Raw genomic sequence first — 19,577 nt, forward strand, 5'->3', positions numbered from 1 at the left:
GCCTTCACTGACTGCATATCGAAAGAGCGAAAAGCCCCGTTCGCGCAATCATCCTGATCCAGATCGACGCTTTGCGATAACCGGACACACCGGCCGCCCAGGCGACGAAATGCTGAATCTGGCAAAGGAGGGATAACCAAAGAGCACTGACGCTCGACCTTGAGCCGTCACGGATAAGCGGCATTGCGGGACAGCCGTTCGTGATCAGTGTTTATGCATCAGGCCATGAAGAACACCGAACCTGAGACCCGCTTCGCAAGCGACCATGTCCGAAATACCAAAGACCTTGAACGCCGCCAGCATGATCGCCAGGCCACCGGGCAGGATGCCCAGGCGATGGCTCTGCAAGCCGGCCAACCTGAGCCGGTCGACATGGCCGACTTCCAGCAGGCGCAACGACAGACGCAACAACCCGCTGTAGGTAATGCCGTTTTGCCCAGCGTCGTTGAGACCATTGGCCTTGAGCACCTTGGCCAACATCCGCGCCGTACCGGATGAGCCGATCACCTGCTGCCAGCCCTGCGCGCGATAACGCGCCGCCACCGTTTCAAACTGCAGGACGGCCACGCGTTCAGCCTCCAGCAGCGCTTGAGCGGTGATGCGTCCGCCCGCAAAGTAACGCGCGCCAAAGGTACCGCTGCCGATGGCAATGCTTTCCGTCAACAGTGGCTGAGCACCCTGTCCCAGAATCAGTTCCGTCGAGCCACCACCGATGTCCACCACCAGTCGCGTCTGCTCGACACCGGGCACCGCGTGGGCCACACCGGCATACACCAGCCGGGCTTCTTCATGCCCGGACAGCACGTCGATCCGAAACCCCAGGTGCCGCTCGGCACTGGCCAGGAACAATTGGGCATTCGCCGCTTCGCGCACGGCACTGGTCGCCACCGCCCGCACCCGTCCGGCTTCAAAGCCTCGCAGCTTTTTGCCAAATCGGGCCAGGGCCTGCCAGCCTCGATCCAGCGCCAGCTCGTCCAGAGCCCCGGCTTGCAGGCCCTCGGCCAATCGGACAGGCTCGCGCAGGGTTTTCACTTCATGGATCACCAGGCGTCGATTGCGCTTGACCGACTGGCCAATCATCAGGCGAAAGGCGTTGGAGCCCAGGTCAATGGCCGCAAACAGGGGAGCGTCGCCTTTCATAGTGGTGTTCCTTGATTCATCAGCCAGCCGGCACAAACGCTGCAGGCATCCCACGATGGTTTGCGAGAATCCTGCCATGGGTTCGATGACACCTGGATGACACTCCCTGTTTTAGCCAACGACAGGCCCATGAAGCACAGATGACCGTCACTACTATGTAACAAATTGCAACTAGCGTGGATGGCGCCCCCACGACCGAGTTTTCCATCATGCTTTCAACCCAGGACACCTTGGTACAGCGCATCCATCGCGAATTGCTCGATCACAGTGACGAAGAACTGGAGCTGGAGTTATCCGAAGACGGGCATGACCTGAATGCCTTGTTCGATGAACACGCCCCGGATAGCAGCGAGAAGGAACTCCGACGCCTGTATTTCAGCGAACTGTTCCGCCTTCAGGGCGAACTGGTGAAGCTGCAAAGTTGGGTGGTCAAGACCGGGCACAAGGTCGTGATCCTGTTTGAAGGACGCGACGCCGCCGGCAAGGGTGGCGTGATCAAGCGCATTACCCAGCGGCTCAATCCCCGGGTGTGTCGCGTCGCCGCCCTGCCCGCCCCCAACGACCGTGAACGGACGCAATGGTACTTCCAGCGCTACGTTTCGCATTTGCCGGCGGCGGGCGAAATCGTGCTGTTCGACCGCAGCTGGTACAACCGTGCCGGGGTCGAGCAAGTCATGGGGTTCTGCACCGACGACCAGTACGAAGAGTTCTTCCGTACCGTGCCGGAATTCGAGCGTATGCTCGCCCGCTCCGGCATCCAGCTGATCAAGTACTGGTTCTCCATTTCCGACCAGGAACAGCATCTGCGCTTCCTCAGCCGAATTCATGACCCGCTCAAGCAATGGAAGCTCAGCCCCATGGACCTGGAGTCCCGCCGGCGCTGGGAGGCCTATACCAAGGCCAAGGAAATCATGCTCGAACGCACCCACATCGCCGAGGCGCCCTGGTGGGTGGTGCAGGCCGATGACAAGAAAAAAGCCCGACTCAACTGCATCCATCACCTGCTTGGGCAAATGCCCTATGAAGAAGTCGAGCTGCCGACCATCGAACTGCCACAGCGGGTACGCCAGGAAGACTACTCCCGCAGTCCCACGCCACCGGAACTCATCGTGCCGCAGGTCTATTGAGACCCGCCGGGCAGGGACGCCCGGCACCGAGCCCCACTTCCATCGCTCACTGAGTCGGATTTCATCATGACGAACCAGACCCTGGCCATGGACTCATCGAGAGCCATCGCCCCCAGCTCAAGACCGCAACTCAACCGCAAGCCAAGCGTGCTCACCCTGGTGGTGTTTTTCGCGATACTGGGCAGCGGCCTGCTGTTTACCGCCTACAGCCTGATGCACGACATGAACGAACTCGGCACCGTGGTGACCACCTGGACGCCGTTCCTGCTGTTGGGCGTGGCCCTGGTGATTGCCCTTGGCTTCGAGTTCGTCAACGGTTTCCACGACACCGCCAACGCCGTGGCCACCGTCATCTACACCAATTCCATGGCGCCGAACGTGGCCGTGGCCTGGTCGGGCTTTTTCAATTTCCTCGGGGTGCTGCTCGCCAGCGGCGCGGTGGCCTTCGGCATCATCGCCTTGCTGCCGGTGGAACTGATCCTGCAAGTCGGTTCCTCCGCCGGCTTCGCCATGATCTTCGCCCTGCTGATCGCCGCCATCCTATGGAACCTGGGCACCTGGTGGCTGGGCTTGCCGGCATCGTCGTCCCACACCTTGATCGGCTCGATCATCGGCGTCGGCGTCGCCAATGCCTTGATGCACGGTCGCGACGGCACCAGCGGCGTGGACTGGGCCCAGGCGACCAAGATCGGCTACGCATTGCTGCTCTCACCACTGGTGGGCTTCGGCTGCGCTGCGCTGTTGCTGCTGGCGCTGCGGGCCTTCGTCAAGAACCGCTCGCTGTACAAGGCCCCGGAAGGCAACACCCCGCCGCCCTGGTGGATTCGCGGCATGCTGATCCTGACCTGCACCGGCGTGTCATTCGCCCACGGTTCCAACGACGGCCAGAAGGGCATGGGCCTGATCATGCTGATCCTGGTCGGCACCCTGCCGATGGCGTATGCGCTGAACCGCACCATGCCCGCCGACCAGGCCCTGCAATTCGCCGCCGTGGCGCAAGTCACCCAGCAAGCCCTGGTGAAGCACTCGCCACTGCCGGCCCCGACGGACCCGCGGGCGATCCTGACCACCTACGTTGGCAGCAAGGAAGCGACGCCTCAATTGGTACCGGCCCTGGCCGCCATGACGGGCAGCATCGGCGCCGAGGTCAAGGGCTATGGTTCGCTGGCCAAGGTGCCGGCCGAAGCCGTGGGCAACGTGCGCAACGACATGTACCTGACCAGCGAAACCATTCGCCTGATGGACAAGAACAAAGTCGGTAACTTCGACGCCGACACCAGCGCCCAGTTGCAATTGTTCAAACAGCAGATCGACAGCTCCACACGCTTCATCCCACTGTGGGTGAAAATCGCCGTGGCCATCGCCCTCGGCCTGGGCACCATGGTCGGCTGGAAACGCATCGTGGTGACGGTGGGTGAAAAAATCGGCAAGACCCACCTGACCTACGCCCAAGGCGCCTCGGCCGAAACCGTCGCCATGCTGACCATCGGCGCCGCCGACATGTTCGGCTTACCGGTGTCCACGACCCACGTGCTGTCCTCCGGCGTGGCCGGCACCATGGTCGCTAACGGCTCTGGCTTGCAGATGCGCACCATCCGCAACCTGTTGATGGCCTGGGTATTGACGCTGCCTGCCGCCATCCTGCTGTCCGGCAGCCTCTACTGGTTGTTCACCAAGCTGTTCTGACCTCCTGTTCGCCGAGGCCTCACTCTGAAGAGGCCTCGGTTCTCCCGCCCGCCACAGCCCCCTGTGGGAGCGAGCTTGCTCGCGATAGCGAAGGATCAGTTACAAGGTTGGTGACTGACACACCGCTATCGCGAGCAAGCTCGCTCCCACATGAACCATCGCTATCGTCGGGTCGTCGCCCGGAGCAAGTCCCCACAAGGGGATTGGGTGAGTTCACAACCAGAAACGGTTAACATCCCTCTCCTTCGTCTACCCTCACAGAACGGCGTACCGCCATCCATGTGGGCGTGATGCTTCGACATTCCTTGCCTTCTCTACCGGAGATTTTCCATGCTCAAGCCTTCCCTGGCATTGGCCGCTGGTGTTGCCCTGTCGTTTTGCAGCTGGCTGGCGCAGGCCGCCGACACCCTGAAAGTCAGCGCGATTCCCGATGAGGCCCCGACCGAGCTGCTGCGCAAGTTCAAGCCGCTGGGGGCTTACCTGGAGCAGCAAACCGGCATGAAGGTCGAGTTCGTTCCCGTGAGCGACTACCCGGCGGTGGTCGAGGCACTGGCCACCGACCGAATCGACCTGGCCTGGCTCGGTGGCTTCACCTTCGTCCAGGCGCGCCTGAAAACCGGCAACGCCATCCCGCTGGTCCAGCGCGAACAGGACGCCCAGTTCACCAGCAAATTCATCACCGCCGACCCCGCTGTCAAATCCCTCGCCGACCTCAAGGGCAAGACCTTCGCCTTCGGCTCGGTGTCGTCGACGTCCGGCAGCCTCATGCCGCGCTATTTCATGCTCCAGGACGGCATCAAGCCGGAAAGCTACTTCAGCCGCGTGGGCTACTCCGGTGCCCACGACGCCACCGTCGCCTGGGTCCAGGCCGGCAAAGTGGACGCCGGGGTACTGAACGCCAGCGTCTGGGAAAAACTGGTCGCGGCCGGCAAGGTCGACACGGCCAAGGTCAAGGTCTTCGCCACCACCCCGGCCTACTTCGACTACAACTGGACGGTGCGCGGAACCCTCGACCCCGCGTTGGCGGCCAAGATAAAGGCTGCCTTCCTGGCCCTTGACCCAGCCAACCCGAAGGACAAGGAAATCCTCGACCTGCAAGCCGCCAGTCGCTTCATCGAAACCAAGCCTGAGAACTACAAGGGCATCGAGGAAGCCGCACGCGCCGCCGAACTGCTCAAATGACCCTGCAACTGACCCAGGTCAGCGTGACCCATGCCAACGGCGTCCAGGCGCTGCGAGGCATCGACTTGCACATCGGCGCGGGCGAACAGGTCGCGGTCATCGGCCCGTCCGGCGCCGGCAAGTCAAGCCTGCTCAACCTGCTGGCCACCGCCCTGCGCCCGGGTAATGGTGAGCTGCGGCTGCTCGGTGAACGCCCCTGGCAGTTGTCTGCCCGCCAGCGCCAGCGCCTGCGCGCACGCATCGGCCTGATTCACCAGGCGCCGCCCCTGCCGCCACGCCAGCGTGTGGTCACGGCGGTCCTGGCCGGAAAACTCGGTCAGTGGGGCATCGGCAAAAGCCTGTTGAACCTGCTGCACCCGCTGGATATCCCAGGCGCCAGGGCGGCGTTGGCCCGCTTGGACCTGGGGGACAAATTGTTCGCGCAATGCCAGCAGTTGTCCGGCGGCCAACTGCAACGCGTGGGCATTGCCCGGGTGTTGTACCAGGCGCCGGAGGTGTTGCTGGCCGACGAACCGGTCTCGGCCATGGACCCGGTCTTGGCCGAGCACACGCTTTCGGTGCTGTGCCGTCACGCCCGGGAACACAACGTCACCCTGGTCGCCAGCCTGCACGCGGTGGAACTGGCCTTGGCGCACTTTTCCCGGGTCATTGGCCTGCGTGATGGACAGGTCCTGTTCGACCTGCCCACCGAGGCGGTCGACCGTCCGTTGCTCGACACGCTCTACGCCAACGAACAGCTGCAGTCTTCGCCAACAACGCCCCACGCGCCCTTGAGCGTGCAGATTCCGCGATGCTGACACGCGATACCCGAGACCCCGCCACCCGCCCGCGCCTGCTGCTCAGTCTGCTGGCGCTTGTGCTGCTGTGGCCAGGCATCCAATTCAGCGAACTGGACCTCGGCGTGTTGCTGGCGAGGGACAGCCAGAGCGAAATGGGTCGGTTCGTCGCGGCGTTCTGGCCGCCCGCCCATGGCGACGAATTCGTTGAACTGCTGTGGCAGGCCACCTTGCAGACGCTGGCGATCGCCACGGCCGGCATGGCCCTGGCGTTGCTGTTGGCGGTGCCCGCGAGCCTGCTGGCCAGTCGCGCCCTGTCACTGTCGGCCGCTTCCCGTGCCGGGCATCCGGGTTATTGGGGGCAGCTGTTGCGTTGGCCGGTACGCGGCTTGCTGATCTTCCTGCGCAGCGTGCCGGAAATCGTCTGGGCCTTGCTCTTCGTGCGCGCCGTCGGCCTCGGCCCAACGGCCGGCGTACTGGCGATCGCCATTACCTACAGCGGCATGCTGGGCAAGGTCTACGCGGAAATCTACGAATCGGTCGACCAGCGTCCGGCCCACGCACTCTTGCAGTCCGGCAGCAGCCGACTCGCGGCCTTCTGCTACGGGATCCTGCCCAATGTCGCGGCGGAACTGCTGTCCTATACGGTATACCGCTGGGAATGTGCGATCCGCGCCTCGGTGGTGATGGGCTTCGTCGGGGCCGGAGGCCTGGGCCAGCAAATGGACCTGTCGCTGCGAATGTTCGCCGGCGGTGAAGTGGCCAGCCTGCTGCTGACGTTCCTGGCCCTGGTGCTGCTCGCCGATCAACTCAGCCGCCTGCTGCGCTGGAGGCTGGCATGAATCGCCTGCTCAACGCGGTCATGCTCCTGTGCATCGGCGCTGCGGTTGTCGCCTCGTTCGTTTACCTGGGCATCGACCTGGGCGAGCTTGGCGACAGCGGTAATCTGCAGCGGATGGCGGCCTATGCGCAGCGCTTTCTCAGCCCAGACCTGAGCCCGGGCCATTTGAAGGCAATCGGTCATGGCGCCCTGGAAACCCTTGCCATGTCGGCCCTTGGCACCCTGCTCGCGGCGGTGTTCGGTCTGCTGTTGGCCTTGCCGGCGGCCGGACGCTTCGGCTGGCCGCTGCAGAGCGCTTCGCGCCTGGTGCTCAACGCCTTGCGCGCCGTTCCAGAACTGGTGTGGGCCGCGCTGATGGTCCTGGCCGCCGGCCTCGGCCCCAATGCCGGCACCCTGGCCTTGGCCCTGCACACCACCGGCGTGCTCGGCCGGCTGTTCGCCGAGGCCCTGGAAAATACCCCCTCCGAACCGGCCGACGCCATTCGCCTGCAAGGTGGCAACGCCGTGTTGGCGTTCTGTTACGGCACGCTGCCCAACCTCCTGCCCCAGCTACTGGCCTATGTCCTGTACCGCTGGGAAAACAACATCCGCATGGCCAGCGTGCTCGGCTTCGTCGGTGCCGGGGGGCTGGGGCAAATGCTCTATGTCAGCCTCAGCCTGTTCCAGGAAGCCCAAGGCAGTACGGTGATTCTGGCGATGCTGTTGCTGGTTTTGGCGGTCGATACGTTGAGCGGTTGGAGTCGCCAGCGTTGGGTCAAGGCTTGACCACAGGCGCTGTCTCATCAGCTCAGATAACGCGCTATCCCCACGCCTGTTCCAGGCAAGCCCAAAATCCACCCGGACGCCACTATCTTTCCGTCGGCTTGCAAAGAGACGCTCCGTGCCAAATCCAAACCGCCCAAGTCTGTCATGACTCGACCATGCAATCCGAACTCGAGGTCTGGCGCGCCGTTGGGAAGAAACCGCATCAACGTGAAATTAGCGGTTTTTTCGGTCCCCAGGGATGATCCTGCGGCAATGATTTTATTGTCAGGTTGAATGGCCACAGCGTGATTCTGAACTTCGTAACCTTGAAAACCAATAACAGCAGGTGTTCCGTGATGAAAAGTCTCGTCCAGACTTCCGTCAGGATTGATTCGCGCTATCAAAGCATGGGCTCCCTTCGATTCAATCTCCGCAGAACCCACGGCCACGATTTTTCCATCTCGCTGCCGCTCAGCGGCAAGAATTTGCGCGAATTGGCCTTGTGATACTTCAATCGTAACAACACCTTCCTCGCCAAAAGAAGGATCAGGTCGTCCATCACTCAAATAGCGCGCAAACAACAAGGCACCTTTTTTTGCCCCGGCGAAAAGCAGCCGGTCATCCGGGAGCACGATCAGTGATGAAAAGTGAACCTTCCCGACAAATACCATGCCGGTTTCGCCGAAGGTCAGGTCAAGCTCCCCTTTGCTGTCAAGCCGAAGGAGAACTTCATCATAGTTCTCATACCCTCTCACAACCCTCGCGACGAGGACGATTTTTCCGTCGGGCTGGACCGCTACAACATGAGCAATATTTTCGCCCTCTGGCAAATTGATAATCACACGCCCTTTCATGCCAAAGCGGGTGTCCAGTGTTCCGTCAGGCAAAATCCTGAGGAGAAAAAGTATCGCTTCAAGCTCTTCCCCGACACTGCCGAATACAAAGGCGTGATCATTGGGTTGGAGGTTTAAAACGACCTTCGCTATGCGGACACCGGGAAAAAGCTTGATGCGCGTAATGCCATGCTCACCAAAAGAATCATCCAGGTCGCCATTACTCAGGTGTCGCACCAAAACAACATCATCGGCATTGGCACCAGCCGAGAATATTTTTCCGTCACTGAGTAATTTTGACGCTCCTAAAAAACTGCCTTGGGCAAGAGTGAACACTACTTTTCCCCCGTCACCAAAGCTTGGGTCAAGATCGCCTGCCGCTTTAGTTGCTTTTTGCGTAGTCATACCAGTTGCTCTTCAAAGGAAGTGATGGGACTACAGGTATAGGGAAAGTCCTTTCACCTCACTACTGTCAGAGTTGACAGGAGTGACGAGCGGTTTTAAGCCCTCATCATCAACTCCCCCCGCACATCCGCCTCCCCCTGCAACAACTCAACCACCCAATCGATAAACACCCGCACCCTGGGCGACAACTGCCGGTGCGGCGGGTACACCGCTGAGATCGGCCACGTCGGCACGCCGTACTCGCTCAGCACTTCCACCAGCCTGCCCTCGGCCAACTGCCGTTGCACGTGGTAACGCGGCACCTGGATCAAGCCGAATCCCGCTTCACAGGCCGTCACATAAGCGTCGGCGTTATTGACGGTCAACTCACTCGGTAATTGCATTTCTTGCACCCGCCCCGCCACCTCGAATTCGAACGGGAAGAACCGTCCATTGCCCGACGCAAAGCCGATGACCTGGTGCGCCGGTAAATCCTCCAGGCGCCGAGGCGTGCCGGCGCGAGCGAGGTAGCCGGGGCTGGCACAGGTCAGCTGGTGCAGGCGCACGATGGGCCGCGCGACCAAGCCTTGATCAACGATATGGCCGGCGCGGATTGCACAATCCACGCCCTCGCGCTGCAGATGGACCTGGTGATCATGAAAACCCATGTCCAGTTGCAACGCTGGGTAGCGGCGATAGAAATCCGGCAGGCGCGGCAGAATCCAGATGCAGCCAAAGGCGATGGGCATGTCCACCTTCAAGGTGCCACGCGGCTGGCTCCGTTGCGCCGACAACGAACTTTCCAGGTCATCGAGGTCGTCCAGCAACTGGCCGCTGCGCTGGTAATACGCCTGGCCATCAAGCGTTGCGCGCACCTGCCGGGTGGTGCGCTGCAACAATTGCACCCCTAGATGCGCTTCCAGCTGCTGGATCAGCAGGCTGACGGTGGCCCTGGGCAACCCGAGGTCATCGGCCGCCTTGCCAAAACCACCCAGTTCAACGATACGCCGGAACACTTGCATGGCCTGTAATCGGTCCACTGTCGCGCCTCATTATTCAGATATTACGAATAGTTAAACCAATAATCGGGTATTTATCCAGGAAACCCCTTGTTAGAGACTGCACAGGTCGTTCATTTCCAGGAGCTATCAGCATGAAGACCCGCCAACTCGGCCATCACGGCCCTCACGTTTCCTCCATCGGCCTGGGCTGCATGGGCATGTCGGATTTCTACACCACGGGCGTCGACGAGGGCGAAGCGATTGCCACGCTGCACCGCGCCGTGGAGTTGGGCGTGACACTGTTCGACACCGCCGACATGTACGGGCCGCATACCAACGAAGCACTGCTCGGCCGGGCTTTGCGCGGCAAGCGTGAAGGCGTGTACCTGGCGAGCAAGTTCGGCCTGGTGCGCAGCAGCGATCCCCATGCCCGCGGCGTCAATGGCCGCCCCGAATACGTCCGGCAATCGGTCGACGGCAGCCTCAAGCGCCTCGACACCGATTACCTCGACCTCTACTACCAGCACCGCATTGACCCCGAAGTACCCGTGGAAGAAACCATCGGTGCCATGGCCGAGCTGGTCAAGGCCGGCAAGGTCCGCCACATCGGCATCTCGGAGGCCAGCGCCGAGACCATCCAGCGAGCCCACGCCGTGCACCCACTGGCAGCGGTGCAAAGTGAATACTCGTTGTGGTCCCGCGAGCCTGAACACAATGGCGTGCTCGATACCTGCAAGCGCCTGGGCATTGCGTTCGTCGCCTACAGCCCCTTGGGCCGGGGCTTTTTGACCGGCGAGCTGAAGTCGCCGGAGGATTTTGCCGTCGATGACTATCGCCGCTTCAACCCGCGCTTCCAGGCCGACAATTTCAAGCGCAACCTGGCGCTGGTCGAACGGGTCAAGGCCTTGGCCTTGGACAAGGGCATCAGTGCCTCGCAACTGGCCCTGGGTTGGGTGTTGGCCCAGGGTGACCACGTCATTCCGATCCCGGGCACCAAGCAGCGCAAGTACCTGGAGAGCAATGTGGCGGCCGCTTCGGTGGTGTTGAGCGCTGACGAATTGGCCCAGCTGGATGGGATTTTCACAGGCGAAGGTGTGGTGGCGGGCGACCGATACCAGGCGCAGACGATGACGTTGTTGAACGGTTGATCCGTCGGTTGGGCTGTCGGTTTCGACAGGCCGGACTCAAGCAGGCGCCAGCTCCGCCGATAACCCTATCAATAACAGCCCACGGGTCTCGCCGGGCGCTGCCAGTTGCATAGGGTAATGATCGATGGGTTTGCCGCTGAATCGCCTGCTGATGTGGGGCGTCCTGATGTTCCTCGCTGCAAGCGCTTGCGCGGCAGAGACACCACTGCGCATCGTGACGGAGGAACTGCCGCCCTACAACATGACGCAGAACGGGCGAGTGACCGGCATGAGCACCGAGGTGGTCCAGGCCGTGCTCAAGGAAGTCGGCATGGACGCGCCTATCCAGCCCATGCCCTGGGCCCGGGCCTACGACCTGGCGCTCAATGAAAGCAATGTGTTGATCTATTCGATCGTCCGCACGCCTGCCCGCGAATCGCTTTTCCAGTGGGTGGGCACCATTGGCCCGACGCAGTGGTACATCTACTCACTGGCGGACCGACCGGTGAAACTCGACTCGCTGGCCGACGCCCATGGTCACCAGATCGCCACGGTCAATCAGGACGTGGGCGAGCAATACCTGGTCTCGAAGGGTTTCCGCATCGGCGAGGAATTGCAGTCGAGCACCAAGTACGAACACAACTACCGCAAGCTCAAGGTCGATCACGTGGAGCTGTGGATTTCCAACGAGCTCAACGCGCTGTACCTGACTCGCCAGAATGGCGAAGACCCGGACAAGGTGCTGATCCGCTCCCTGGCGCTTCCCGAACTGAGCAGCTCAGATGGCCTGAACATGGCCTTCAGCCGCAAGACGCCGGCCGAGACGGTGGAGAAATTCCGCGCCGGTCTTGAGACCATCCGCCGCAATGGGGTCTACGACGCCATCCTGCGCAAATGGCTATGACATGGGTGACCCTTTCCGCACGGCGTCCTCCCAGCCACCACCGACCAAGGCGTTCAGCTCGCTGGGGCGGCGCCTGGTGCTGGCAACGCTGCTGTTCTGCCTGTTCTTTACCCTGGCGATGGTCACCTGGCGCACCTGGCTGGCCTGGGAAAACAACCTGGCGGAAATGAATTCGGAGTTGGCCCTGATCGACCAGGTGTTCCAGAACACCCTGGCCCATGCCATTTGGGAACTCGATCGCGAATCTCTCGACCAGCAAATCACCAGCGTTGCCGGGGCAGCCCCCGTGGGTCGCGTGGTGTTGAACATCCTGCGCCCCGGGCAAGCGCCGGAAATCATCGAACTCAAGCGATACACCGTCGATCAATCGGGCGTGGTGCCGGTGCTGCATCGCCAGCTCATCGCCCAGCCCTATGCCGGGGCCCATGAAAAAGTCGGTGAGCTGACCATCGAAGGCGACAACAACCTGCTGTGGGAGCGCCTCTGGAGCGAAGCGCGCAGCATCGTCATCACCCAGCTCATCCAGTCCTTATTGCTGGCCGGGTTGGTCATGACCATGTTCAACCGCCTGGTGACCGTGCATGTGGTGCATATCGCCCGTCACCTGGGCGAACTCGCGCCGCATACCCTCAAGCGTCACCTCAAGCTGCAGCGGGCGGTGCATCGCCAGGACGAACTGAGCCTGCTCGAATTCCAAGTCAATGAACTCCAGGACAATCTGCGCGCCCACCTCGAACGCCAGCGTTCGGATGAACTGGCCCTGGCCGCCAGCCGCGATCAAATGGCCGAACTGGTGGAGGCACGCACCGCTGAGCTGAAAGCGGCCAACCAGTCGCTCGAAGCCCTGTCCCGTCACGATGCCTTGACGGGACTGGCCAACCGTCGCTACTTCGACGAATTGAAGGAAATCGAGTTTCGCCGGGCAATCCGCCACAACACCCCGCTGGCCGTGCTCATGTGCGACGTCGACTTCTTCAAGATCTACAACGACACCTACGGCCACATGCAGGGCGACCTGTGCCTGAAAGAGATCGCCGAAACCTTGCGCAGCGTGTTCGGCCGCTCTGGCGAACTGACCGCCCGCGTAGGCGGCGAAGAGTTCGTCGTGGTCTTGCCCAACATCGACGCCGCACAGGCCTGCCAGGCGGCTCAACGCTTTCGCACCAGCCTGGCGGAACGTGAGCTGCCCCACAGCGGCTCCAAGGTCTCGCCTTTCGTCACCGTGAGCATCGGCGTCGCCGAGCTGGACCCGGAGACCATGGACCATTTCGATCAATTGCTGCAACGCGCCGACCAGGCGCTGTACCGGGCCAAACACCAGGGACGCGACCGCGTTTCCCTGTAACAATCATCGCGCGCCATGAGGTCTGCATATGCACATTCGCCTGACACTCTGCTCATGCTTGCTACTCGCCTCGATCAGCCTGGCAAGCCACGCCGACACCATCGAAATCGTCACCGAAGACTCCCTGTACGCCTATCAACGTGACAACAAGGTCGTCGGGCCGGGCAGTCGCATTGCCGAGGAGACGCTGAGAAGCGCGCGGCTCACCGACTACAGCCTGTCGCTGTACCCCTGGGCCCGGGCCTATGAAAAAGCGCTGCACGAGCCCAACGTGCTGATCTTCCCGCTGGACCGCACCCCGGCCCGCGAGACATTGTTCAAATGGGTGGGTGAAATACATCGGGTGGCGAGCCGGCTTTATAAAATGCGTGACAATAAAGACATAGCCGTCAACAGTCTCGAGGAGGCCAAGCAGTACAGCATCGGCGTGGTGCGCAATGACGCCAAGCAGATTTACCTGCAACAGCGCGGGTTCACCCGGCTGGTCATCTCGGCCAACAACCACGACAACTTTCAAAAACTGCTGAATCGCCAGATCCAGTTGCTGCCGATGCCGGAGAACACCGCGCGCCTGATGAGCCAGGATGCCCAAGTGGATTTCACTTCACTGGAAGAGGTCTATACCCTCGACGAACAACCCCACAGGGTCCACTTGGCCTTCAGCCTGAGCACGCCGGATGAAGTCGTCGCCAAGGCCCAGCACGCTTTCGAACAGCTCAAGGCGTCCGGTGAAGTCGCACGGATCATGAACGAACAGCGGTAGACTCTGGGGGATCACACCGCAAGCAACGATGAGGTATGTCCCGATGAGTAAAGCGTCCTACGTTCCGCCCAAGGTCTGGAAAAACGACGCCCCGTCTGGCGGCCAGTTCGCCAGCATCAACCGCCCTGTCGCCGGGCCGACCCACGAAAAAACCTTGCCGGTTGGCAAGCACCCGCTGCAGCTCTATTCCCTGGCCACGCCCAACGGCGTGAAGGTGACCATCCTGCTGGAGGAACTGCTGGCGCTGGGTCATACGGGTGCGGAGTACGATGCCTGGTTGATCCGCATCGGCGAAGGTGACCAGTTCTCCAGCGGCTTTGTCGAGATCAACCCCAACTCCAAGATCCCGGCCCTGCTGGACCGCAGCGTGGAACCCGCCATCCGGGTCTTCGAATCCGGCTCGATCCTGCTTTACCTGGCGGAAAAATTCGGCGCCTTCCTGCCCACCGATCCGGCGGGCCGCACCGAAACCCTCAACTGGCTGTTCTGGCAGATGGGCGCGGCCCCGTACCTGGGCGGTGGCTTCGGGCATTTCTACGCCTATGCACCAGAGAAACTCGAATACCCGATCAATCGCTTCACCATGGAAGCCAAGCGTCAACTCGACGTCCTGGACCGCCGCCTCGGCGAAAGCCGATACCTGGCAGGCGACAACTACACCATCGCCGACATCTCGGTCTGGCCCTGGTATGGGCAACTGGTGCGCAACAACGTCTACGGCGCCGCCGAATTCCTGAGTGCCCACGAATACACCCATGTGCAGCGCTGGGCAGAAGACATTGCCAAGCGCCCCGCCGTCCAGCGCGGACAGCGGGTCAATCGCACGTGGGGTGACGAGGCGAGCCAGGTGCCGGAGCGGCATCAGGCTGGGGATTTGGGCTGAGGCGAGGTCCCACGCCGGGTCGGTGGTGAACCTCGGTTTTTCGACTGGCACAGCCCCCCTGTGGGAGCGAGCTTGCTCGCGATAGCGGTGGATCAGCCGACATCGATGCTGAATGTGCCGACCTCATCGCGAGCAAGCTCGCTCCCACACTGGGTAGGTGGTGAACCTCGGTTTCTCGACTGGCACAGCCCACCTGTGGGAGCGAGCTTGCTCGCGATAGCGGTGGATCAGCTGGCATCAATGCTGAATGTGCCGACGTCATCGCGAGCAGGCTCGCTCCCACATTCGATCGGTGGTGAACCTCGGTTTCTCGATCAGCACAGCCCCCCTGTGGGAGCGGGCTTGCTCGCGAAGGCGGTGAATCAGCTTGCATCGATGCTGAATGTCTTGCCCTCCAGGGCGATCAACCCGCAGTCAGTTGACCGTCATCGTCTTCAAGCCAAGCGCAAGTACCCGGGCATCATCACCCAAGCCGAGCTGCTGCGGACTTATCGCGTCCGCAAACTGAAATTGCATCCTCAAGAAACCCTGATCCGCAATGCGTTGTTGCATTGAGGGCGTAACCGGTATGTCGAGGATGTTGCCTTCTGATTTCTCAAGCGTATGGGCCGATGCGGGTAGGCCATTGATTAGAACAGTGACTTTCTGCTGCGCATGCCCCGGCACAACAAAGGCTGAGGCCTCCAAGCGAATGGAATGCACGAGGGTTGTCGCTCGCCATACGAGCTCCGCATCGCTTCCCTCGGTCCAGGTGCCCCACGGCTCCACGTCAGCCCACCCCTTCGCCAAATACGCGGTACCTGAATCGCGTTGATCGAATCGCACGGTATGCCCAAGCTCAAGTGGGGTGGCTGTCGGCGCCTGCTCATTTGTCAACTGTGGGCATTCGCTGCACCGCTTCCAACCAGGCGCAAGCACGGTAAAGCCATCGATCCTGGCGAAAAGATCAGCGGAGGTATCGACGGTACCCAACGCACGCAGCATGGCCCGGTTGCTCATCAAGTACAGAGAATCCGGCTCGTACTTTCCCGAAGCTAAAGCCAGGGTGGCTTTTTCGTCAGCCTGTCGCCATTGCTTCATACTTATGCGCCCAAGGTAAGGGGCATCCGTGGATAAATGATGGAGCCCAGCAAAGGCAGAAACAGAAATCCAATGCGGGGAGAGATTCTGCGGCACGACCCATCGAACGTTCTGGTAATGAGATGCAGCGCTTTTCCAGAATGGATCGACAAAAGGTGTTGCCCATTCAGATGCGGGCTTGACCATCAACTTCTTTCTGACATCCGACCAGCCGCTGTGCGTGTCGAAGACTTGTATCAAGAGCGCCATCCCCAGTAGATACGCAGCAGTTCTTGGCGTATGGGCACGAACGATCAGGAAGATAATGGCAAAAATCACAGCGTAGTAAATCGGCCAGAACATTCGCCCTGAGGCACGAAAGATGTTCGCGATGGAAATTACTTGAGGGGGCAAGGAATAGCCGAACTCGAACGAACCGATTGCAACATGATGCGATAACGAAAAAAGGGTCAGGCCGATCAACGCCAGCCCAAGCAGCGGCCGTTTATACAACGCCGAACCAAGCCCCGTGTTACCGCGCAACCATCCTGCAAAGGCACAGATCGACAAAACAATCAGGCCTGCCCCCAAGAAAGCGAAACCATCACTGTCTCCCGGCACACCTGGGAGATTTTTCAACACATACGACCAGTTCTGGGGGCTGAACAGCGTCAAGACGTTTGCTCGGTACAGACCGAATCCGTCAGAAGTAACACTTGCGCGCTCGACGGTAAAATAACCGGCCTGCCAGCAACAGACGGTGACCAGGGAAAACAGCAAACCCAACTCGACGACCGCGGCGCCAAGGGAAAGTCGGCGTTTAAAGGATTTGGCGGCAAGGTCGGCCAGCCAGATAAGTGCAATCATTGCCAGCAAGTAGGCATGGATCAACGCAGCCGCCGCCAACAATGCCCCCCAGGCCACACGTCTTCTGCGTAAGGCTGGATGCAGATTCAGGTACAGCGCCGCCAGGATCAAGAAATGCCCGCCCAAAGACAGGTGTACGGTCATGCGCAGGATCATGGGAGGCACAAAAAGGAACAGCGCCGCACCGAGAACTCGGACAGCAACATTGGGCGTAATCAATCCCACCAACTTCCAGGCAAACCATGCCTGAAGCATGAAACAAGCCAGCAGCCAGAGACCAAAATATTGAAAAGGCTCAGGAAGCAACGACGCGAAGGGTTTGAACAAAAAGGCCAGGAGCGGATTGGAGTCCGAAAAAACGATGCTGTTGCTAAGTTCCAACCCGTAGGATGGATTCAGACCGATAGGAAACGACCACGGCGACTGCCTGAAGAACAACCAGCCCAAATAATGAGTGGCCGGATCGCCATCTCCCAACCAGGCGATATTTTGCGGGTTCAACGCACGCGGCCCGATGACCATGAAAAAAGCCAATGCGCCCATCAGCAAAGGCAGTAGGTTCAAGGCCCTACTCTGACCTAACGGCTTCATTGCCTCGCCTGCGGCGCGATACAACACAACGATCAGGTTTTGGTTTGCAAGTGGTCGTGGCATCCATGTGCGCCTAGTTTGCGTACTGTGCTGATGAGTCAATTGTTTTACTCTTTTTATAATGTTTTCTAACAATCCGCCGTTCCACGGTAGCTGCCGCGGTGGCCCTTTCACCGGAGAACCAGCACCTCGCCCCACCGATACTACCAACTATCCCCGGCCATTAATCTTGCATGGCTTATCCGAATGTTTTTCAATGCCTGGGCGTGCAATTGGGAAACCCGTGACTTCGAGATGCCCATGAGTTCGCTGATCTCGACAAAGCTCAAATGCTGGTGATAATGACCTTGGATGACGCGCTGTTCATTCGCCGAAAGAAGCTTCACGCACTGCTCCAGCGTATCGCTCTCACGCTCCACTTCGTAGAGGCTTAGCGGGTTATTATCCTTGGGCTCCGGATCAACGATCCCGGACTCCAAGAACAACCCGAACGCCAAGCCAATAGCGACGTTCGCCACCTGCTCCAGATCGGACTCCGTTCGCCCCTCCTCCTGCAGTCCGGAAATACTCTCCAGCCGTTCCCGGTAATAGCGACGCCGATCGCTGACATAACAGGACAAGCCCTTGAGGACGTTACCTTTTACATAAGGTTCGGCATAGGACTGGAAACGCGTACTCAATCCAGGATTAAACCGGTCAATGGCCTGCAAAAGGCCAATCGAGGCCAGGTTCACGTAGTCCCCCCACTCAGCCAATGGATGTGGGTAGCGAGCATACAAAAGCCCGACAATCATTCGAAGCCACTGGCCGTAAAAAAAGAACAACCGGCTCCTGGCCGCCTCTGTTTTGCTCTCCAGCCAATCGCGCCACAACGCTTGCTCGTCATCGCCTTCGTTGCTGGGCTCATCCGTCACCATGGAAGGCTGCACCTTTGCCTAGCCGAGATTGCGCATCAAGGTCTGGGCAATCAGGCCCCAACCATCGATCAACAGAAACAGCATGATCTTCAATGGCAATGAAATCGTGATGGGGGGCACCATGATCATCCCCAACGACATCAGAATTGACGCCACCACCAGATCGATAATCAAGAATGGCAGGAAGATCATAAAGCCGATCTGAAAAGCCAGTTTCAACTCGCTCAACATGAACGCCGGTACCAGCTTTACCGGGGACAGCCCTTCCGGTGCTTGCGGCAAAGGATCCTTGGCCAGTTCATAAATCAGGCGCAAATCCTCTTCATGGGTCTGCCTGATCATGAAATCGCGGATTGGCACCCATCCTTGCAACGCGGCACCATCAAGCCCGACTTTGTTCGCCAGGAATGGCTTGATGCCAGCGTCATAGGCCTTTTCCAAGGTTGGAGCCATGGCGAACAACGTCAAGAACATCGACAGTACGATCAACACGATATTCGGCGGCGTCTGTTGCAGCCCCAGTGCCTGCCTGGTCAGTGACAACACCACGATGTTGCGGGTGAACGTGGTCAGGGAAATGACCAAAAAAGGCAGGAATGACAGCGCCGTCAGCAAGGCCACAACGCTGACCGGCGATTGAATCTGATTGATGTGCAAGCTTCCCCATTCGGAGAAGTCGTCCGCGGCTGCCGCGAAGGGAGCAAAACCACTGAGCACCAGGAACAACAAGCGGCGAGTCATATCAAGTACTTCAAGAGCGGACATCCAGCACAGAGGATGAAGGTGGTTCAGGCAAGACGGTCACGGTCGCTCCGTTCGAAGATTCAGTGACCAGGACCTGCGACGTTTCAGTCTTGAGCAGATACACCTTGGTCTTGGTTGACAAGCGCAAGGCGCGTACACACTGCAACTCGGTCGGGACAGCCAAGGTGCTGTCGGTACTGGCGTGACGTCGCGCATACCAACGCATCACGCCGTAGACCACCGCCAATAAAACAGCCGTGATCAGCATCACTTTGATCATCAACATGAACGACAGCGGATCGTCCTGCCGTAACGCTAAGCCAAGGGGTTGGGCCACGGTTTCAGACGTCACAGTATTTCCGTCAACTGAATGCCAAAATTGTCATCGACCGCCACCAGGTTGCCTCGGGCTACCGGTTTACCGTCCAGGCACAGCGACGCCGGTTCATGGACCTGCTCCAACAGCTTGACCACGTCGCCAGCCTTGAGCGCGAACAACTCATCCACGCTCATGGAGGCGTGACCGAGCTGCACCACCAATTCCACGACCACATGCTTGATCAAATTCATGTCGCGCTTGATCAGCGGTGACTGCCCGTCATTGACCGCCACCCGAGCCTCTTCCAGCTCAATTGCATCTACCGTTGCCGTCACACCAACACT

The 19,577-nt window shown here is 60.1% G+C and carries 19 protein-coding genes; 11 read left to right on the plus strand and 8 right to left on the minus strand.

What is annotated here, in order from left to right; all coding sequences use genetic code 11:
- Positions 1-204: 204 nt before the first annotated feature.
- Positions 205-1,140: a Ppx/GppA phosphatase family protein gene (locus AC515T_RS17445; protein ID WP_496529359.1), complete on the minus strand. Its 936-nt coding sequence runs from the start codon at positions 1,138-1,140 to the stop codon at positions 205-207.
- 209 nt (positions 1,141-1,349) lie between these two features.
- Here AC515T_RS17445 and ppk2 point away from each other — a divergent pair, with 209 nt between their 5' ends.
- The 6 genes from ppk2 (at position 1,350) to phnE (ending at position 7,517) form a co-directional block, all read left to right on the plus strand.
- A complete protein-coding gene (gene ppk2 / locus AC515T_RS17450; RefSeq protein WP_496529360.1) occupies positions 1,350-2,267 on the plus strand; it encodes a polyphosphate kinase 2 in 918 nt (305 codons plus the stop codon).
- 66 nt (positions 2,268-2,333) lie between these two features.
- Positions 2,334-3,953: an inorganic phosphate transporter gene (locus tag AC515T_RS17455; protein WP_496529361.1), complete on the plus strand. Its 1,620-nt coding sequence runs from the start codon at positions 2,334-2,336 to the stop codon at positions 3,951-3,953.
- A 330-nt stretch (positions 3,954-4,283) separates the two neighbouring features.
- Positions 4,284-5,135: a putative selenate ABC transporter substrate-binding protein gene (locus tag AC515T_RS17460; protein ID WP_496529362.1), complete on the plus strand. Its 852-nt coding sequence runs from the start codon at positions 4,284-4,286 to the stop codon at positions 5,133-5,135.
- Positions 5,132-5,932 (plus strand): phosphonate ABC transporter ATP-binding protein, encoded by an 801-nt coding sequence (locus AC515T_RS17465; RefSeq protein ID WP_496529363.1) that lies wholly within the window; start codon positions 5,132-5,134, stop codon positions 5,930-5,932. The genes AC515T_RS17460 and AC515T_RS17465 overlap by 4 nt, the downstream gene beginning before the upstream one ends.
- Positions 5,926-6,753: a PhnE/PtxC family ABC transporter permease gene (locus AC515T_RS17470; protein WP_496529364.1), complete on the plus strand. Its 828-nt coding sequence runs from the start codon at positions 5,926-5,928 to the stop codon at positions 6,751-6,753. The genes AC515T_RS17465 and AC515T_RS17470 overlap by 7 nt, the downstream gene beginning before the upstream one ends.
- Positions 6,750-7,517, plus strand: coding sequence for a phosphonate ABC transporter, permease protein PhnE (gene phnE, locus AC515T_RS17475; protein ID WP_496529365.1), 768 nt, complete (start codon positions 6,750-6,752; stop codon positions 7,515-7,517). Before AC515T_RS17470 ends, phnE begins: the two co-directional genes overlap by 4 nt.
- A gap of 17 nt (positions 7,518-7,534) precedes the next feature.
- Here phnE and AC515T_RS17480 read toward each other — a convergent pair whose 3' ends face one another.
- Together AC515T_RS17480 and AC515T_RS17485 are read right to left on the minus strand one after the other, a co-directional pair.
- Positions 7,535-8,734, minus strand: coding sequence for a hypothetical protein (locus AC515T_RS17480; RefSeq protein WP_496529366.1), 1,200 nt, complete (start codon positions 8,732-8,734; stop codon positions 7,535-7,537).
- A 95-nt stretch (positions 8,735-8,829) separates the two neighbouring features.
- Positions 8,830-9,753, minus strand: a complete 924-nt coding sequence (locus AC515T_RS17485) for a LysR family transcriptional regulator (RefSeq protein WP_496529367.1) — start codon at positions 9,751-9,753, stop codon at positions 8,830-8,832.
- Positions 9,754-9,866: 113 nt separating this feature from the next.
- Here AC515T_RS17485 and AC515T_RS17490 point away from each other — a divergent pair, with 113 nt between their 5' ends.
- The 5 genes from AC515T_RS17490 (at position 9,867) to yghU (ending at position 14,736) form a co-directional block, all read left to right on the plus strand.
- Positions 9,867-10,862 (plus strand): aldo/keto reductase, encoded by a 996-nt coding sequence (locus tag AC515T_RS17490; RefSeq protein ID WP_496529368.1) that lies wholly within the window; start codon positions 9,867-9,869, stop codon positions 10,860-10,862.
- A 124-nt stretch (positions 10,863-10,986) separates the two neighbouring features.
- Positions 10,987-11,745, plus strand: coding sequence for a substrate-binding periplasmic protein (locus AC515T_RS17495; protein WP_496529369.1), 759 nt, complete (start codon positions 10,987-10,989; stop codon positions 11,743-11,745).
- A 1-nt stretch (position 11,746) separates the two neighbouring features.
- A complete protein-coding gene (locus AC515T_RS17500) occupies positions 11,747-13,090 on the plus strand; it encodes a GGDEF domain-containing protein (RefSeq protein ID WP_496529370.1) in 1,344 nt (447 codons plus the stop codon).
- A gap of 28 nt (positions 13,091-13,118) precedes the next feature.
- Entirely contained in the window at positions 13,119-13,853 is a 735-nt protein-coding gene (locus tag AC515T_RS17505; protein WP_496529371.1) for a substrate-binding periplasmic protein, read from the plus strand.
- A gap of 43 nt (positions 13,854-13,896) precedes the next feature.
- Complete coding sequence (gene yghU / locus AC515T_RS17510; protein WP_496529372.1) at positions 13,897-14,736, plus strand: glutathione-dependent disulfide-bond oxidoreductase; 840 nt, start codon at positions 13,897-13,899, stop codon at positions 14,734-14,736.
- Between the two features lie 414 nt (positions 14,737-15,150).
- Here yghU and AC515T_RS17515 read toward each other — a convergent pair whose 3' ends face one another.
- The 5 genes from AC515T_RS17515 to AC515T_RS17535 form a co-directional block, all read right to left on the minus strand.
- Complete coding sequence (locus AC515T_RS17515) at positions 15,151-17,253, minus strand: DUF6311 domain-containing protein (RefSeq protein WP_496533156.1); 2,103 nt, start codon at positions 17,251-17,253, stop codon at positions 15,151-15,153.
- Between the two features lie 203 nt (positions 17,254-17,456).
- Positions 17,457-18,170: a sigma-70 family RNA polymerase sigma factor gene (locus AC515T_RS17520; RefSeq protein WP_496529373.1), complete on the minus strand. Its 714-nt coding sequence runs from the start codon at positions 18,168-18,170 to the stop codon at positions 17,457-17,459.
- A gap of 18 nt (positions 18,171-18,188) precedes the next feature.
- On the minus strand, positions 18,189-18,911 hold the full coding sequence (gene fliP / locus AC515T_RS17525) for a flagellar type III secretion system pore protein FliP (RefSeq protein ID WP_496529374.1): 723 nt from the start codon (positions 18,909-18,911) through the stop codon (positions 18,189-18,191).
- Positions 18,912-18,921: 10 nt separating this feature from the next.
- On the minus strand, positions 18,922-19,266 hold the full coding sequence (locus AC515T_RS17530; protein WP_496529375.1) for a hypothetical protein: 345 nt from the start codon (positions 19,264-19,266) through the stop codon (positions 18,922-18,924).
- Positions 19,263-19,568 (minus strand): FliM/FliN family flagellar motor switch protein, encoded by a 306-nt coding sequence (locus tag AC515T_RS17535; protein WP_013693102.1) that lies wholly within the window; start codon positions 19,566-19,568, stop codon positions 19,263-19,265. Before AC515T_RS17535 ends, AC515T_RS17530 begins: the two co-directional genes overlap by 4 nt.
- Between the last annotated feature and the right edge of the window lie 9 nt (positions 19,569-19,577).

It is taken from the genome of Pseudomonas sp. FSO-7, from assembly GCF_059579345.1.

Bases quoted from the DNA above. Each gene is read 5' to 3' on its own strand.
- AC515T_RS17520 (WP_496529373.1), bottom strand. From the start codon at position 18,170: ATGGTGACGGATGAGCCCAGCAACGAAGGCGATGACGAGCAAGCGTTG.
- fliP (WP_496529374.1), bottom strand. From the start codon at position 18,911: ATGACTCGCCGCTTGTTGTTCCTGGTGCTCAGTGGTTTTGCTCCCTTC.
- AC515T_RS17490 (WP_496529368.1), top strand. From the start codon at position 9,867: ATGAAGACCCGCCAACTCGGCCATCACGGCCCTCACGTTTCCTCCATC.
- AC515T_RS17495 (WP_496529369.1), top strand. From the start codon at position 10,987: ATGGGTTTGCCGCTGAATCGCCTGCTGATGTGGGGCGTCCTGATGTTC.
- phnE (WP_496529365.1), top strand. From the start codon at position 6,750: ATGAATCGCCTGCTCAACGCGGTCATGCTCCTGTGCATCGGCGCTGCG.
- AC515T_RS17445 (WP_496529359.1), bottom strand. From the start codon at position 1,140: ATGAAAGGCGACGCTCCCCTGTTTGCGGCCATTGACCTGGGCTCCAAC.
- AC515T_RS17480 (WP_496529366.1), bottom strand. From the start codon at position 8,734: ATGACTACGCAAAAAGCAACTAAAGCGGCAGGCGATCTTGACCCAAGC.
- AC515T_RS17465 (WP_496529363.1), top strand. From the start codon at position 5,132: ATGACCCTGCAACTGACCCAGGTCAGCGTGACCCATGCCAACGGCGTC.
- AC515T_RS17460 (WP_496529362.1), top strand. From the start codon at position 4,284: ATGCTCAAGCCTTCCCTGGCATTGGCCGCTGGTGTTGCCCTGTCGTTT.
- yghU (WP_496529372.1), top strand. From the start codon at position 13,897: ATGAGTAAAGCGTCCTACGTTCCGCCCAAGGTCTGGAAAAACGACGCC.
- AC515T_RS17500 (WP_496529370.1), top strand. From the start codon at position 11,747: ATGGGTGACCCTTTCCGCACGGCGTCCTCCCAGCCACCACCGACCAAG.
- AC515T_RS17470 (WP_496529364.1), top strand. From the start codon at position 5,926: ATGCTGACACGCGATACCCGAGACCCCGCCACCCGCCCGCGCCTGCTG.
- AC515T_RS17515 (WP_496533156.1), bottom strand. From the start codon at position 17,253: ATGAAGCCGTTAGGTCAGAGTAGGGCCTTGAACCTACTGCCTTTGCTG.
- AC515T_RS17505 (WP_496529371.1), top strand. From the start codon at position 13,119: ATGCACATTCGCCTGACACTCTGCTCATGCTTGCTACTCGCCTCGATC.
- AC515T_RS17455 (WP_496529361.1), top strand. From the start codon at position 2,334: ATGACGAACCAGACCCTGGCCATGGACTCATCGAGAGCCATCGCCCCC.
- ppk2 (WP_496529360.1), top strand. From the start codon at position 1,350: ATGCTTTCAACCCAGGACACCTTGGTACAGCGCATCCATCGCGAATTG.